This is a genomic window from Stenotrophomonas sp. STEN031, from assembly GCF_056759975.1.
In genome coordinates this window covers 32,149-46,297 of the sequence record NZ_JBRREA010000015.1, presented here as the reverse complement: position 1 = coordinate 46,297, position 14,149 = coordinate 32,149, and the positions used below count along the sequence as shown (strand labels likewise).

Annotated in this window: 14 protein-coding genes; 10 read left to right on the top strand and 4 right to left on the bottom strand. The window is 65.2% G+C overall.

Annotation, left to right across the window (positions count from 1 at the left end; genetic code table 11):
- The first annotated feature begins 48 nt into the window (after nucleotides 1-48).
- From ACVOLQ_RS09225 to ACVOLQ_RS09205, 5 genes are all read left to right on the top strand, one after another.
- A complete protein-coding gene (locus ACVOLQ_RS09225; RefSeq protein WP_481527772.1) occupies nucleotides 49-876 on the top strand; it encodes a glycosyltransferase family 2 protein in 828 nt (275 codons plus the stop codon).
- A gap of 207 nt (nucleotides 877-1,083) precedes the next feature.
- Entirely contained in the window at nucleotides 1,084-2,373 is a 1,290-nt protein-coding gene (locus ACVOLQ_RS09220) for an O-antigen ligase family protein (RefSeq protein ID WP_481527771.1), read from the top strand.
- Complete coding sequence (locus ACVOLQ_RS09215; RefSeq protein WP_481527770.1) at nucleotides 2,370-3,284, top strand: glycosyltransferase family 2 protein; 915 nt, start codon at nucleotides 2,370-2,372, stop codon at nucleotides 3,282-3,284. The genes ACVOLQ_RS09220 and ACVOLQ_RS09215 overlap by 4 nt, the downstream gene beginning before the upstream one ends.
- A 113-nt stretch (nucleotides 3,285-3,397) precedes the next feature.
- The gene (locus ACVOLQ_RS09210) at nucleotides 3,398-4,345 is read left to right on the top strand and encodes a UDP-glucuronic acid decarboxylase family protein (protein WP_313173661.1); all 948 of its coding nucleotides are present in this window, start codon (nucleotides 3,398-3,400) and stop codon (nucleotides 4,343-4,345) included.
- A complete protein-coding gene (locus tag ACVOLQ_RS09205; protein ID WP_481527769.1) occupies nucleotides 4,342-5,259 on the top strand; it encodes a glycosyltransferase family 2 protein in 918 nt (305 codons plus the stop codon). Before ACVOLQ_RS09210 ends, ACVOLQ_RS09205 begins: the two co-directional genes overlap by 4 nt.
- 27 nt (nucleotides 5,260-5,286) lie before the next feature.
- Here the strand turns inward: ACVOLQ_RS09205 and ACVOLQ_RS09200 are convergent, their stop codons facing one another.
- From ACVOLQ_RS09200 to def, 4 genes are all read right to left on the bottom strand, one after another.
- Nucleotides 5,287-6,054, bottom strand: coding sequence for a glycosyltransferase family 25 protein (locus tag ACVOLQ_RS09200; protein WP_481527768.1), 768 nt, complete (start codon nucleotides 6,052-6,054; stop codon nucleotides 5,287-5,289).
- Between the two features lie 211 nt (nucleotides 6,055-6,265).
- On the bottom strand, nucleotides 6,266-7,603 hold the full coding sequence (gene rsmB, locus ACVOLQ_RS09195; RefSeq protein ID WP_313173658.1) for a 16S rRNA (cytosine(967)-C(5))-methyltransferase RsmB: 1,338 nt from the start codon (nucleotides 7,601-7,603) through the stop codon (nucleotides 6,266-6,268).
- Nucleotides 7,604-7,607: 4 nt separating this feature from the next.
- Nucleotides 7,608-8,531 carry a methionyl-tRNA formyltransferase gene (fmt, locus tag ACVOLQ_RS09190; RefSeq protein ID WP_313173657.1) on the bottom strand — a complete coding sequence of 308 codons (924 nt, stop codon included), beginning with the start codon at nucleotides 8,529-8,531 and terminating at the stop codon, nucleotides 7,608-7,610.
- 188 nt (nucleotides 8,532-8,719) lie between these two features.
- Nucleotides 8,720-9,235, bottom strand: a complete 516-nt coding sequence (gene def, locus ACVOLQ_RS09185; RefSeq protein WP_313495225.1) for a peptide deformylase — start codon at nucleotides 9,233-9,235, stop codon at nucleotides 8,720-8,722.
- 128 nt (nucleotides 9,236-9,363) lie between these two features.
- Between def and ACVOLQ_RS09180 the strand changes: the two genes are divergently transcribed.
- The 5 genes from ACVOLQ_RS09180 (at nucleotide 9,364) to ACVOLQ_RS09160 (ending at nucleotide 13,969) form a co-directional block, all read left to right on the top strand.
- Entirely contained in the window at nucleotides 9,364-10,488 is a 1,125-nt protein-coding gene (locus ACVOLQ_RS09180; RefSeq protein WP_313173655.1) for a LysM peptidoglycan-binding domain-containing protein, read from the top strand.
- Between the two features lie 70 nt (nucleotides 10,489-10,558).
- On the top strand, nucleotides 10,559-11,710 hold the full coding sequence (dprA, locus tag ACVOLQ_RS09175; protein ID WP_481527767.1) for a DNA-processing protein DprA: 1,152 nt from the start codon (nucleotides 10,559-10,561) through the stop codon (nucleotides 11,708-11,710).
- A gap of 45 nt (nucleotides 11,711-11,755) precedes the next feature.
- Nucleotides 11,756-12,229 carry a DUF494 family protein gene (locus tag ACVOLQ_RS09170; protein WP_313173653.1) on the top strand — a complete coding sequence of 158 codons (474 nt, stop codon included), beginning with the start codon at nucleotides 11,756-11,758 and terminating at the stop codon, nucleotides 12,227-12,229.
- 21 nt (nucleotides 12,230-12,250) lie between these two features.
- Nucleotides 12,251-12,985, top strand: coding sequence for a GYF domain-containing protein (locus ACVOLQ_RS09165; RefSeq protein WP_481527766.1), 735 nt, complete (start codon nucleotides 12,251-12,253; stop codon nucleotides 12,983-12,985).
- A gap of 33 nt (nucleotides 12,986-13,018) precedes the next feature.
- Nucleotides 13,019-13,969 carry an RDD family protein gene (locus tag ACVOLQ_RS09160; protein ID WP_313173651.1) on the top strand — a complete coding sequence of 317 codons (951 nt, stop codon included), beginning with the start codon at nucleotides 13,019-13,021 and terminating at the stop codon, nucleotides 13,967-13,969.
- Nucleotides 13,970-14,149 lie beyond the last annotated feature (180 nt).

Sequence of the window (14,149 nt, the reverse complement as noted above, 5' to 3'; positions counted from 1 at the left end):
AAGCCGTCGCTGCTAGGCTTTGGCCCGTTCCCCCGTGCCAGACCCCGCATGCCCAGCCCAAGCACCGTCCTGCCCGCCCAGCGCCCGCGTCTGTCGGCCTGCATCATCGCCTTCAACGAAGCCGACCGCATTGGCGACTGCCTGGCCTCGCTGGCGTTCTGCGACGAGATCGTGGTGGTGGACTCCTTCTCCAGCGACGCCACCGTCGCCGTGGCCGAAGCTGCAGGTGCGCGCGTGGTGCAGCGTGCGTTCACCGGCTTCCGCAGCCAGAAGGCATTCTGCGTGGAGCAGGCCAGCCACGACTGGGTGCTGTGCCTGGACGCCGATGAGCGGGTCAACCCGGAACTGCGCGCCGCCATCGAGGCCGAACGTGATGCCGGCTTCAACCGCGCCGTCGGCTACCGCTTCGCACGCTGCTCGGAGTACTTCGGCCGCTTCCTGCGCCATGGCACCGCCTATCCGGACCGGGTGCTGCGCCTGTTCGACCGCCGCCGTGGTGGCTGGCGCGGCGATCGCGAGATCCACGAAGCGGTCACCCTGGATGGCCCGGCCGCGCTGCTCAAGGGCGACCTGCTGCACCACCCCTACCGCAGCTTCCTGCAACTGCTGGACAAGAAGCAGAAGTACGCACGGATGATGGCCGAACATGAGTTTGGCAAGGGCAAGCGCGCCAGCCTGGGCAAGCTGATCATCGCCCCGAGCTGGCGCTTCATCCGCAGCTATGTGGTGAAGCGCGGCTTCCTGGATGGCTGGCCGGGGCTGATCGAGGCCTTCGTCAGCGCCAACTACGTAAGACAGAAGACCATCATGCTGTGGTTGTTGCAGAACGGGCAGCCGCTGGTGACCCCACCGGCCGATGGCGGCACCCAAGAATAGCGTGGCTGTGGGGCCTTCGGGCACTTGCTGAACCCCGGCCCGCATACCTCCTGAACATGGTTTTCGGTTCGTTGAAGATGCAGGTGCCCATCGCTAGAATTGTAAGTTCTGCCGACTGAGAATCAGACTGGTTGCCCGGTGGCCGTCCCGCTGTCACTGCCACTTTCCCCCGCGGCGTCCCCACGCCCAACCGGTGTGATCCCCTACGTGAATCATTTGTCTGCGGCCCGACCCCCTTCCCTGCTACAGGCGTTCCGTACACGGCTGCTGACGGTCGGGCAGTGGTGCGCGGTGCTCAGCGTGTTTGCCGCGCCCATCAACAAGCCGGCCACCAACATCCTGCTGGGCCTGAGCCTGCTGTGTTCGCTGGCCGGTGCCGAACTGCTGCCGCGCTGGCGCGCCGCCCTGCGCGAACCGGTGGTGATCGGCTTCCTGGTCTGGTTCGGGGTGCTGTTCGCCAGCGCGCTGCATGCATGGATCAGCCGTGGCGACCCGGCCTTTCGCGACGCTGCCATGTGGGGCTGCATCTACCCGGCGCTGATCGCCAGCTTGCTGCGCGATTCGCGCTGGCGCTGGCGCGCACTGGCTGCCTTCGCCGTTGCCGCCGGCCTGGTGGTGGTCATCTCCTACCTGATGCAGTTCGGGCTGGTGCCGCAGCGAGCGATTGCCGAGGTCCATTCCTCGATGCGCAACACGGTATTCAAGGAGTACACCCAGCAGGGGCTGGCCAGCCTGATCCTGATGTCGATGCTGGTCGCCGTGGGCCTGAACAGCACTGACCGGCGTTGGCGGATTGCCGCCCTGGCCGGTGCCGCCCTGGTGCTGTTCAATGTGGTCGTGCTGATCCAAAGCCGCACCACCTACATCGTGCTGCTGCCCTTGCTGGGATATTGGATCTACCGCCTAGTCGCACACCGTTTCAATGGTTGGCGCACGCTGTTGATCAGCGGCGGCCTGGTCATCCTCATCATCGGCACGCTATGGTCGACTCCCAGCATCCGCGAACGCATGCTGAGTTCGGTCACCGAAGAGGTGGATGGTTACCTCATCGCCCGTGAGGCCACCTCCAGCGGCATCCGCCTGTGGTTGTGGCAGCAGACGCTGCCGATCATCGCCGACGCACCGGTGCTCGGGCACGGCCTGAACCAATGGGAGCCGCTCTATCTGGAGCAGATGCGCGACATCCCCGGCTCGGCACCGTTCATCACCGGCCACCCGCACCAGGAGGCACTGCTCATCCTCGCCGAGGAGGGCGCCGCAGGCCTGCTGATCTTCGCCGTGCTGTTGTGCTGTTTTGCCGGCCACGTGAACAAGCTGCGCGACCCACAAAAGGGTATCTTCGCCAGCATCCTCATCATCTATGTCGCGGCAGGCTTGGCCAATGGGTTGTGGAGCAACTTCACCCATCGCCACGTCTTCGTCCTGCTGATGGCATGCGTCCCGCTGGGCAGCTTCCCCTGGCAAGGTATCGGCAGAGATCGCGAACCCACCTCATGAAGCCCAGCCCGTCGTTTGATGAGGTGACCATCGTCTGCGTCACCTACAACAGTTCGACTCTTGCGGAGGCAATGGGCGCAACCCTGGCCGCGTTCCCGCATGTCGTCATCATCGACAACGCCAGCAGCGACGATACCGTGGCGCGCATCACCCGGCATATCCCGCACGCACGCCTGATCAGTCGTAGCGCCAACGCCGGCTATGGCAGCGCCAACAACCAGGCGATGGCAACGGTGCAGACCCCTTTTGCATTGTTGCTGAATCCTGATTGCGTCATCGCCCCGCAGGACCTGCAGTGCCTGCTGGACTGCATGCAGGCGCACCCGCAGGCTGGCGTGGTCGGTCCGCAGAACTGGCGCAGCGAGACGGTCCCGCAGATCTCGCATCGCGAGGCGTTCTTCAAGCCTGATGTCGACAGCACATGTACCGTGCCGGACAAGGTCATCAGCGCCGACTGGATCCACGGCTGTTGCCAGCTGTTGCGAACCCGCGCATTCCGCGACATCGGCGGATTTGATGAGGTATTTTTCCTGTACTACGAGGACGATGACCTCTGCCTGCGCCTGGCCCAGGCCGGCTACCAATGCCTGCTGCAGCCTGCCGCACGCGCTTTCCACAAGGGCGGTGCGTCTTCCACCCCCAGCCTGCGCACCGATTTCATCAAACGCTTCCACTATGCACGCTCGCGCCAGATCGCGATCCGCCGCTATGTCGGCGACGCCGCCGGCCGCATGCACCTGGCCAAGCTGATGGTCGCAGCAGTCCCGGCCGTGGTGGTCTACAGCCTGTTGCTGCGCCGCCGTGACGCGGTCAAATGGGCGGCCTGGGGCTCGGCGGCATTTTCCGCGGCGCTGGGCCTGGACCTGATGCCGGGGCGCGGCAGCCCTGTCAGCCCGGCCAGCGGCACCTGACAATCGCTTTCATGCGTTCTTCTCCGCCGCTGGATACAGTCCATGGCAGAATGCCCTTGCCGGCGAGGGGCTGAACACAGCACCGGCATCCCTCCACATGCAGAGAGCCTTTCATGGAACGCGTCCTGGTCACAGGTGGTGCGGGATTTCTTGGCTCTCATTTATGCGACAGGCTGATCCAGCAAGGCCATGACGTCCTGTGCGTGGACAATTACTTCACCGGCAGCAAGCGCAACGTCGCCCATCTGCTGGGCAATCCCGACTTCGAGCTGCTGCGCCACGACGTCACCTTCCCGCTGTATGTCGAGGTGCAGCGCATCTTCAACCTGGCCTGCCCGGCGTCGCCGGTGCACTACCAGCATGATCCGGTGCAGACCACCAAGACCTCGGTGCATGGTGCGATCAACATGCTGGGCCTGGCCAAACGCCTGGATGCGCGCATCCTGCAGGCCTCCACCAGCGAGGTCTACGGCGACCCGGAAGTGCATCCGCAGCAGGAAGCCTATTGGGGTCGGGTCAATCCGATCGGCGTGCGCAGCTGCTATGACGAGGGCAAGCGCTGTGCCGAAACGCTGTTCTTCGACTACCACCGCCAGCACGCACTGGACATCAAGGTCGTGCGCATCTTCAACACCTACGGCCCACGCATGCACCCCAACGATGGCCGCGTGGTGAGCAACTTCATCGTGCAGGCACTGCGCGGCGAGGACATCACCCTGTTCGGCGACGGCACCCAGACCCGCAGCTTCTGCTATGTGGATGACCTGATCGAGGCGATGCTGCGGATGATGGATACCGAGCGCGGCTTCACCGGTCCAATCAACATCGGCAATCCCGGCGAGTTCAGCATGCTGGAACTGGCCGAGACGGTCGTGCGCCTGGTCGGCAGCCGTTCGCGCCTGGTGTATCGGCCACTGCCCTCGGATGATCCGCGCCAGCGCCAGCCCGACATCGCGCTGGCCCGTGAAAAGCTGGATTGGCAACCCAGGGTCGCACTGGAAGACGGCCTGAAGGAAACCATCGCCTACTTCCGCAAACTGCTGGCCGGAGACAACGCATGACCACCTTCGCCGTCGTCATCACCAACTACAACTACGCCGCCTTCGTCTGCGAGGCGATAGACAGCGCCTTGGCACAGAGCCGTGCTGCAACACAGATCCTGGTGGTGGATGATGGTTCCCGCGATGGCTCGCCGGCGTTGCTGCGCCAGCGCTATGGCGACGATGCGCGGGTCACCTTGCTGTTCGGCGAGAACGAAGGACAGCTGGCCGCATTCCAGCGCGGCGTGGCCGCCGCCACGGCCGACGTGATCTGTTTCCTCGATGCCGATGATCGCTGGAAGCCTGGCTACCTGGAGAAGATCGGTGCGCTCTACGATGCCCGTCGCGACATCGACTTCGTCTTCAGCGACCTGCAGACCTTCGGTGTCGATACGCTGGACATCCGCTATGAGCACAGCACCACGCCCATCGATCTGGGCTATACCGCGATAAGCACCTACTTCCTGGTGCCCTGGTATGGCGCACCGACCTCGGCACTATCGCTGCGCCGCGGCTGGGCCGAGAACGTACTGGACCTGCCGCACAGCTTCCGTCGCCAATGGAAACTGTGCGCCGATGCCTGTGTCGTGCACGGCGCCAGCATCCTGGGGGCGCGCAAGTACTACCTGCCCACCGCCTGCGTGGAGTACCGCACCCATGGCAACAACGGCTGGTGGGCCAGCCGCCGCGAACCCATCAGCCTGTACCGCGACGGCTTGCGCAACTTCGGCATCGTCCGCGTATACGCGGCGCGCAGCGGATTGGACCCAGGGTGCTGCAGCCTGGCCAAACGCGAGTACCGCACCAAACCACAACCAAGCCGCAAGGAACGGCAACGCTACGCCAACATCGCACTGCGCGGGGATGCACCGTGGTGGAAGCGCTACGAACGGGCGATCAGCATCCTGCTCGGGCGTGCCGCCCGCCGCCGCTGAGCGGCGCCCAAAGCCGCGCCCGGTCGATCAACCATTGCTCGCACGTGCACGCCAACGCAGCCGCGATGCGAGGTTATAGGCAAACCAGCGCACGCTCAGGCCGGCGCGGTAGGCTTCGCGGCTCAACCATCCGGAGAAACTGACACCCGGCTTGGCCTTGCGCCCGACCTGGATCACGGATGCAAACAGGTCACCGCTACGCACCACGCCGGGCTTGAGCCCCAGGCATTCCACGCCGTGCAGCCAGGCCAGGTCCATGTAGTCGTCGACCGGCAACACCCAGCGATCGGCATGACGAAGCAGCTTTTCCGCCGCCGACGGTGCCAGGTAGTAACCGAAGGTGCACAAGGGACTGCGCCAGTAACGATGCAATACGAAGTCACCGAACTGCACCCAGGGCGAACTGGGCCGGGCCGCCGCATGCAGGCGGAAATAACCTACCGAGTCCGGGAGTGACGGCAGGTCACGCAGGACGTCGACGAAACGCGGATCAATGACGATATCGTCTTCCAGCACGATCATCGGCCGGCCGCTGTCCACGCACTTTTGCCACAACAGATAGTGGCTGGCCCAGCAGCCGATCTCGCCGGGACGGAACGGGCGACCCTTGCAGGCCAGCCGACGCTTCTCGTCCACTTTCGCAAACAGCGGGTGCGGCTCACTGCCATTGACGGCATCCCGTACCGTCACCTCGAGGCCCAGCGCCGCCGCCTGCTGCAGGATCGAGGCACGACGATCGACCGATGCCGGCAGGTTGATGACATACAAGGGGATATCAGCGGACGGCCGGGTCATTGCGCGAAGCGATCCTGGAGAAGAATCAACACAGGCTCCCGACGCTTCAGGAGCCATCCTGAGCACAGCTGCGAGCCATGATAGTACCTGATCAGCAAGCGTCCATCCCTCGTTCATACCTGCCCGCCAGCGCATTGCGACGGGGCCTTCCTTTCATCGGCAGCAGCGCCGCCGGCTTGACCGGATTTCGACGAAATCCAGGTTCTGCCGTCTAGTCCGCTTTCAACAAACGCGCATAGAAGAAGCCGTCACCACCCTGCTCGCCCGGCAGCCGCTGACGGCTGCCGGCAACGTCGTGCCCGAAGGCATCAGGCAAGGCCTGCACCCGTGCATCAGGGGTACGGGCGAGGAACTCGGCCACCTGCTGGCCGTTCTCCTGGCGCAGGATCGAGCAGGTCGAATAGAGCAGCACGCCACCCGGGCGCAGCACCGTCCAGAGTGCGTCCAGCAGCCGCGCCTGCAATGCAGCCAGCGCACTGATGTCCTCGGCGCGACGATGCAGCAGCACATCGGGTTGGCGACGGATGATGCCAGTGGCCGAACAGGGCGCATCCAGCAATACCGCATCGAATGCCACGCCATCCCACCAGGCGGCGGTATCGACGGCATCCACCGCCAGTACCTGCGCCTGCGCACCGACGCCGGTACGGGCGAAGGTTTCGCGGATGCGCTGCAGGCGTCGTGCATCCACATCCAGCGCCAGCAACCGCAACGAGGGATCGCGTTCAAGCAGATGCGCGGACTTGCCGCCCGGCGCGGCGCAGGCATCGAGCACACGCGCCGCGGACGGCGCCTGCAAGGCATCGGCCACCTGTTGCGCGGACAGATCCTGCACCGATACCGCCCCCTGTGCGAAACCCGGCAGACTTGCCACCGGCACGGCAACCGGCAGGCGCACCGCGTCGGCGGACAAGGGCTCGGCCACGGCGTCGATGCCGGCCTCGGCCAACAGCACCAGATAGGCATCGCGCGCATATTGCTGCCGATTCACCCGCAGCCACATCGGTGCCGGCTGCAGGCTTTGCGTGATGATTTCAGACGCCTGCTGCGGCCAGTCACGACGCACCTGTGCCAACAACCATGCCGGCCACGCATCCTCGGCGCGTGCCTCGGCAAAGCCTTCGCGCTGCGCGCGGCGCAGCAGCGCGTTGACCATGCCGGCCTGCCGCTCACGGCCCAGCGCGCGCGCCGCGTCCACCGTCGCCGACAGCGCGGCGTGGGCGGGCAGCTGCAGAACATCCAACTGTGCGAAGCCCGCCATCAGCAATGCGCGCAGATCGCTGTCGCGTGCGCCCAGCGGCTTCTGCAACCACTGCCGCAGCGCCTGATCGTAGACCGCGCGCCGACGCAACACGGCAAAACAGATGGCTTCCAGCAGTGCCCGGTCACGACCATCGTCGAGCCTGGGCAGGGCCGCACCGAGTTCGGCTTTCAACGAGCGGCCTTTGCCGATGACGGCCGCCAGCACCTTGGCCGCCAGCGCGCGGGTCTGCACGCCGGGCTGTGCCGCCGCGGATTTTCCCCACGGCGAAGAACTCACCACCGTCATCGCCTCAGCCCTCGACCCGCAGATCGCGGCGCGCGTTGAGGTAGTCCGCCGCGGTGATCGCCTTGCCGCCTTCGCGCTGCACCACACGCAGGCGCAACGCGCCCTGCCCGCAGGCGATGTCGATACCCTCGCGCGTGGCGCCGATCACCGTGCCCGGGGCCTGGCCATGATTGTCGTCAATGGCGACCGCGCCGTGGATGCGTACCCGCTCGCCGGCCAGCATGGCCTCGGCCACCGGCCACGGATTGAAGGCGCGCACGCGGCGCGCCAGCGCAGCTGCCGGCTCCGCCCAATCGAGCCTGGCTTCAGCCTTGTCCAGCTTGTGTGCATAGGTGACGCCCGCTTCCGGCTGGCGCTGCGGCACCGGCTTGAGGCCAGCGCGCAACAGCCCAAGACCGTCGGACAGCACCTGCGCGCCCAACTGTGCCAGGCGGTCATGCAACTGGCCACCGGTATCGGTGTCGCTGATCGGGGTGTGCTGGCGCAACAACACCGGGCCGGTATCCAGCCCTGCTTCCATCTGCATCAGGCAAACGCCAGTCTCGGCGTCGCCGGCCTCGATCGCGCGCTGGATGGGCGCCGCACCGCGCCAACGCGGCAACAGCGAGGCATGTACGTTCCAGCAACCATGGGTCGGAATGGCCAGCACCGCCTTGGGCAGGATCAGGCCGTAGGCCACCACAATCATCAGGTCCGGCTGCAGGTCACGCAGCTGCTGCTGGGCTTCGGCGGTCTTCAGGCTCTCCGGCTGGAACACGGGGATGCCGCGCGCGATGGCGTCCAGCTTCACCGGCGAGGGCATCAGCCCGCGACCACGCCCAGCCGGGCGATCCGGTTGGGTGTAGACCGCTACCACTTCATGCTGGCGCGCAGCGGCAGCCAACGAGGCAACGGCGAATTCCGGCGTACCGGCGAAGATGATTTTCATTGGGCGGGGATTCGCTATTCGGGATCCGGGATTGGCAAGAACAACGCAGCGGCAGCTGCCAACAATCGCGAATCAAAAAAGGAGCGTGCAGGTCAAGGAGATAGAACAGAGCGCCAGGACATCCGGGAGGCGCGGCACAACCTGCTCTTGCCAATCCCCAATCCCGACGCCCCGATCCCACCCTTGAATCAGGCTACGTGCTTGCGCGACTTGGCCAGCTTCTTGCGCACCATTTCGCGCTTGAGCGGCGACAGGTAGTCGATGAACAGCTTGCCGTCCAGGTGATCCATCTCGTGCTGGATGCAGGTGGCCAACAGCTCATCGGCGGCCAGCTCCTGCGGCTTGCCCTCACGGTCGAGGAAGCGCACCACGATGGAATCGGCACGGGTGACATCGGCATAGATGCCCGGTACCGACAGGCAGCCTTCCTGATAGACGCGGCCGCCTTCGCTGGCGCTGACGATTTGCGGATTGATGAATACCTGCGGCTCGTTGTGCTCTTCGCTGACGTCGATGACCATGAAGCGCTTATGGACGTCCACCTGGCTGGCGGCCAGGCCGATGCCGGGAGCGTCGTACATGGTCTGCAGCATGTCGTCGATCAACTGCTGGAAGGCCGGCGTGGTCACTTCGGCAGCCTCGACAAGGGCCGCCTTGGTGCGCAGGCGCGGGTCTGGGAACTCAAGAATGGGCAGGAGGGCCATGGCGATACCAATCTGGGATGCCGCTTATTTCGGCAAGATGTCCCAATTCTACCGCTTGCGCTTGCCCGGCGCGCCCGTTTCTGCAATATAGTGCGACAACCTGTTGGGGAATCAGGCAGATCGCAACCATGTTGAAACAATTACGTACGGTCGCCGCCGTGGCGATGCTGACCGTCACGACCTATGCCGTGGCCGTCGAAATGAACGGCACTCACCCTGACACCTACGTGGTGCGCAAGGGCGATACTTTGTGGGACATATCGGCACGTTTCCTGAAGAAGCCGTGGCTTTGGCCGGAAATCTGGCAGGCCAACCCGCAGGTCAAGAATCCGCACCTGATCTATCCGGGCGACGTTCTGAGCCTGGCCTATCTGGACCGCGTGACGGCCCAGCCCGGCCCGCGCCAGGAAGCCCCGATCACCGGCGTACCGCTGTCGGACGTTGAGCCTTTCCTTAAGAACCTGAACGTCGTCGACAGCTTCGAAGACCTGCCCTATGTGGTCGGCCTGGAAGACAACCGCCTGCGCGCCAGCGCCGGGCAGAAGGCCTATGTCATGGGCCTGGACGGTGCACAGGCCGGCCAGCGCTACATGGTGGTGCGTCCGACCGTGCGCTTTGCCCAACCCAAGCCGACCGAGGACCTGGACAACCGCGGCAAGGTCACCCCGGGCAGCGGCAACCTCTGGGGCAGCTTCATTGCCACCAATGACCGCAACGAGGTGCTCGGCTACGAGCTGGCCCAGGTCAATGTCGGCACCCTGACCCAGGTCGCCAGCGGCGATGTGCAGGCCTCCACCCTGCAGTTGGAAGCCAGCGGCAGCGAAGTGCGCCGGGGCGACCGCCTGATGCCGGTACAGATCAACCCGTATGACCTGCAGTTCATCCCGCATGCCCCGGCCACCGCCCCGGCACCGGGCCAGCTGCGCGTGCTTGCCGTGACCGACACCTTCACCAGCGGCGGCCCGCGCGATGTCATCGCCATCTCCGGCGGCGCACGCGAGGGCATCAACAACGGCACGGTGTTCTCGATCTGGCGCAGCGGCAGCCACGTTGCCCACCGCATGCAGTACCCGGGCTCTTCGCGTGCCGACGACGCACTGAAGGGTGGCGCAGGCCGGGTTGCCCTGCCGGACGAGTATGCGGCCCATGCGATGGTGTTCCGCACCTTCGACAAGGTCAGCTACGCACTCATCATGGAAGGCACCAAGCCGGCGCGCCTTGGCTACGAGCTGAAGCACCCGGACGCGCAGTAAGCGCTAGCCTTACGCTTCAAGACAACGGCGCCCGAGGGCGCCGTTGTTGTTTGCAGCGGCAGGCTGGGGCATGCCTCGAACAATCATCGCTGCTCCCCCCACCCTGCCCTGTTGCCCCGACCTGCTGGCCCTGGCCCTTGCCGGCGGCCCCCTGTCCGCGTTGCGCAGACTGCTCGACCAGCACGGCAACAGCAGCGCCGCGATGGCCGCCGGCAAGGAAGGCTGGCAGGCGGCGGGCTGCACACCGGCCCAGTGCCAGGCCCTGGCAAAGCCTGCTGCCGACGACTGGGCGCGCGCCAACGCGTGGCTGGCCGACGATGCACACCACCTGATCGGCTGGGGTGACCCGGATTACCCATCCCTGCTGCGCGACAGCCCCAATCCGCCACTGGCATTGTTCCTGGCCGGCAACCCCACGAGTCTCTGGCAACCGGCGATCGCCATCGTCGGCAGCCGCATGCCCAGCGCCGGCGGTCGCGACATCGCCCGCGACTTCGCCTCCGCCCTGGCGGGGCACGGCCTCACCATTGCCAGCGGCCTGGCCGCCGGCATCGACGCCGCCGCGCACCGGGCAGCACTTGCCTGCAACGGCAGTACCTATGCGGTGATCGGCACCGGCCCTGACCTGGCTTACCCCCGCCATCACCGCCAATTGCAGGCGCAGATCGCCGCCGCAGGTGCCGTCATCAGCGAATACCCGCCCGGCACACCGCCGCGCAGCGGCCAGTTCCCTGCGCGCAACCGGCTGTTGGCAGCACTGGCACTGGGCACCGTGGTGATCGAGGCCGCTGAACGCTCCGGCGCGCTGATCACCGCCCGCCTGGCCAGCGAAGCCGGGCGCGAGATCTTTGCCGTGCCCGGTTCCATCCATAACCCGATGGCGCGCGGCTGCCATCGGCTGATACGCGAAGGTGCAACCTTGGTGACACACATCGACGACATTCTTGAAGGCGTGGCCAATCTGGCCGGCGAACTGGCCTGCGCCTTGCAAACCCGGCTTCAGACCCCCATCTCCCCTGTACCGTCCGGCCAGCACCCGGCCGTCACGCCACCGGACCCAGACTACCAGCGATTGTGGGATGCCTTGGGTTATGACCCAACCGGTATGGATTTACTGATCGAGCGCACTGGATTGACGGCCGCCAGCCTGTCCTCCATGCTGCTGCTCATGGAATTGGAAGGGAGGGTGTCGTCCGCGCACGGCCGTTACACCCGCACCTGAAGGTTTCTTCACCTCCACAGCGCCGATGGCGCAGGCCGAGGGGCAATGAAAGAGAGCATCCTGGACGTCCTGCTGTACCTGTTTGAACACTATTTCAGCGAAGATGCTGATCTCATCCGAGACCGCGACTCGCTACAGAACGGCCTGATCCAGGCCGGTTTCAGTCCCGCCGAGATCAACAAGGCCTTCGACTGGCTCGATGCCTTGGCAGAACAACGCCCAGCGGTGGCACAGCCACGCGTTGACGGGCCGGTGCGCGTATTCCATGGCCCGGAGCTGGACAAGCTTGATGTGGAAAGCCGCGGCTTCCTGCTGTTTCTTGAACAGCAGCGCATCCTTGACGCCGACCAGCGCGAACTGGTGCTGGATCGCGCCATGGCCCTGGACCAGGACGAACTGGATCTGGACGACCTGAAGTGGGTGGTGCTGATGGTGCTGTTCAACCAGCCCGGCGCGGAAGCCGCCTATGCATGGATGGAAACCCAGATGTTCGTCGACGAACCCGAACCCCTGCACTAAGCCCGGCAACGGCGTGCAGGGATGCATAAGGACAACACCTACGTGAGCCAGTGGTTCTACGCCGAGGGCAACCGCGAACGCCGCGGCCCGATCAGCGACGAGGATATCGTCGCGCTGTTCCATTCCCGTCGCATCGACGAGGACACCCTGGTCTGGCGCGAGGGCGCCGGCGACTGGCAGCCGCTGCGCGATTTCGCCAGCGAGCTTGGGCTCACACTGGAACGGACGGCCCCGGCAAGCCCGCAGCCGGTTCCGCCAGCATTGCCGCAGGGCCCGCACGCAATCCACAGCGCCACCTCGGCGGCGCCGCGGCCGGGAATGTCCGGTTGCGCGATTGCCGGCATCATCGCGGCGGTGGTCGGGGTCATCCTGCTGGCCGTTGCCGGCATTCTCGCGGCCATTGCCGTGCCGGCTTACCAGGAGTATCTGCTGCGCTCCAAGACCACCATGGTGCAGGGCCAGCTGCTCGACCTGAAACAACAGGTGGTCGCGTTCGTGGCCGCCAACGAGCGCTGCCCGATCAACGACGACGAAGGCTTCGGCAGCCCGGAAAGCTATGCCGACGGCGACATCGCCCAGGTCCGTATCGGCCGTCTCGAAGAGGCGCATTGCGGGCTGGAAGCACGCCTGCACGCGCCCAAGCAGGCCCAGCTTGACGGCAGAAGCATCTGGCTCGACTACGATACGCAGACCGGCACGTGGCAATGCAGCTCCGATGTCGAAGACCGATACCTGCCAAGCAACTGTCGCGGTTGATTGGCAACGGCTACAACTTTCATGGGGAAAATGATGAGTCAGTGGTACTACGCTGATGCCCAGCGCGAGCGGCATGGTCCGATTGAAGCGGACGCCCTCCGCGATAAATTCCGCGCGGGCGAGATCGACCTGGACACCCTGGTATGGCGCGAAGGCATGCCGCAGTGGCAGTCACTCTCAACGGTGACCGACGAACTGCAGCTGTTGGCGCAGGCCAACACCGGCATCGACCTGCGCAACGACTATGCCGCCATCGAAAGCGGCGAGGCGCTGGTAGCCCCGGTCACTGCGGCCGAAGCCCCGGTGTCGACCGACACCGATGCGCATTCCCCCTATGCCGCGCCCGCCAGCCGTCCTCAGGATGTGGACCCGGCGGCGGTACAGGGCGGGTTAGTGGTGCAAGCAGGCTTCTGGAAGCGTGTCGCCGCCTATTTCATCGACTATGTGATCATGACGATGTTCACCTACATCGTGCTGATCCCGCTGAGCATCCTCGGCGCGATTGTCGGCGGTGTGGCCGGCAGCTCGGACTCCGCCGCCGGCTCCATTGGCATGATCGTGACCATGGGCGTCGGTTACCTGCTGATCTTCGCCGGCAACCTGATGTATCCGGCATGGATGCATTCGTCCAAGTACCAAGCCACGCTGGGCAAGATGGCCGTGGGCATCAAGGTAGTGCGCAGCAACGGTGAGCGCCTGACCCTGGGTCGCGCGGTGGGCCGCTTCTTCGCCTACCTCCTGAGCAGCATCACCCTGTGCATCGGCTTTGTGATGGCCGCCTTCACCGAGCGCAAGCAGGCCCTGCATGACATCATCTGCGACACCCTGGTGGTGGACAAGTTCGCCTTCACCGAACATCCGGAGTGGCAGCAACAGGGCCTGGGCACGGTCACCATCGTGATCCTGTCGCTGGTTGGCCTGGGCATGCTTTGCCTGATCGGGCTTGTGGTGATCATTGGCATTGCCGCAGCTGGCTTCAACTGACAAATTGCCGGGGGCGGCTTGACACAAGCCCCTCCGGCATGATTCCTCTAATAAGGAACCAAGCTGAACGCCCGGGCCGCAACCCGGGCGTCGGCTTATGCACAACCCAAACATCGGCTTCACTATCGTCCCGGTTTAAGCCACCCTAGCGCCCCCACACGGGCGTTCCGCCCCAAGAAT

Bases quoted from the DNA above. Each gene is read 5' to 3' on its own strand.
- ACVOLQ_RS09165 (WP_481527766.1), top strand. From the start codon at position 12,251: ATGCATAAGGACAACACCTACGTGAGCCAGTGGTTCTACGCCGAGGGC.
- ACVOLQ_RS09225 (WP_481527772.1), top strand. From the start codon at position 49: ATGCCCAGCCCAAGCACCGTCCTGCCCGCCCAGCGCCCGCGTCTGTCG.
- ACVOLQ_RS09160 (WP_313173651.1), top strand. From the start codon at position 13,019: ATGAGTCAGTGGTACTACGCTGATGCCCAGCGCGAGCGGCATGGTCCG.
- def (WP_313495225.1), bottom strand. From the start codon at position 9,235: ATGGCCCTCCTGCCCATTCTTGAGTTCCCAGACCCGCGCCTGCGCACC.
- ACVOLQ_RS09210 (WP_313173661.1), top strand. From the start codon at position 3,398: ATGGAACGCGTCCTGGTCACAGGTGGTGCGGGATTTCTTGGCTCTCAT.
- fmt (WP_313173657.1), bottom strand. From the start codon at position 8,531: ATGAAAATCATCTTCGCCGGTACGCCGGAATTCGCCGTTGCCTCGTTG.
- ACVOLQ_RS09205 (WP_481527769.1), top strand. From the start codon at position 4,342: ATGACCACCTTCGCCGTCGTCATCACCAACTACAACTACGCCGCCTTC.
- rsmB (WP_313173658.1), bottom strand. From the start codon at position 7,603: ATGACGGTGGTGAGTTCTTCGCCGTGGGGAAAATCCGCGGCGGCACAG.
- ACVOLQ_RS09180 (WP_313173655.1), top strand. From the start codon at position 9,364: ATGTTGAAACAATTACGTACGGTCGCCGCCGTGGCGATGCTGACCGTC.
- ACVOLQ_RS09215 (WP_481527770.1), top strand. From the start codon at position 2,370: ATGAAGCCCAGCCCGTCGTTTGATGAGGTGACCATCGTCTGCGTCACC.
- dprA (WP_481527767.1), top strand. From the start codon at position 10,559: ATGCCTCGAACAATCATCGCTGCTCCCCCCACCCTGCCCTGTTGCCCC.
- ACVOLQ_RS09170 (WP_313173653.1), top strand. From the start codon at position 11,756: ATGAAAGAGAGCATCCTGGACGTCCTGCTGTACCTGTTTGAACACTAT.
- ACVOLQ_RS09200 (WP_481527768.1), bottom strand. From the start codon at position 6,054: ATGACCCGGCCGTCCGCTGATATCCCCTTGTATGTCATCAACCTGCCG.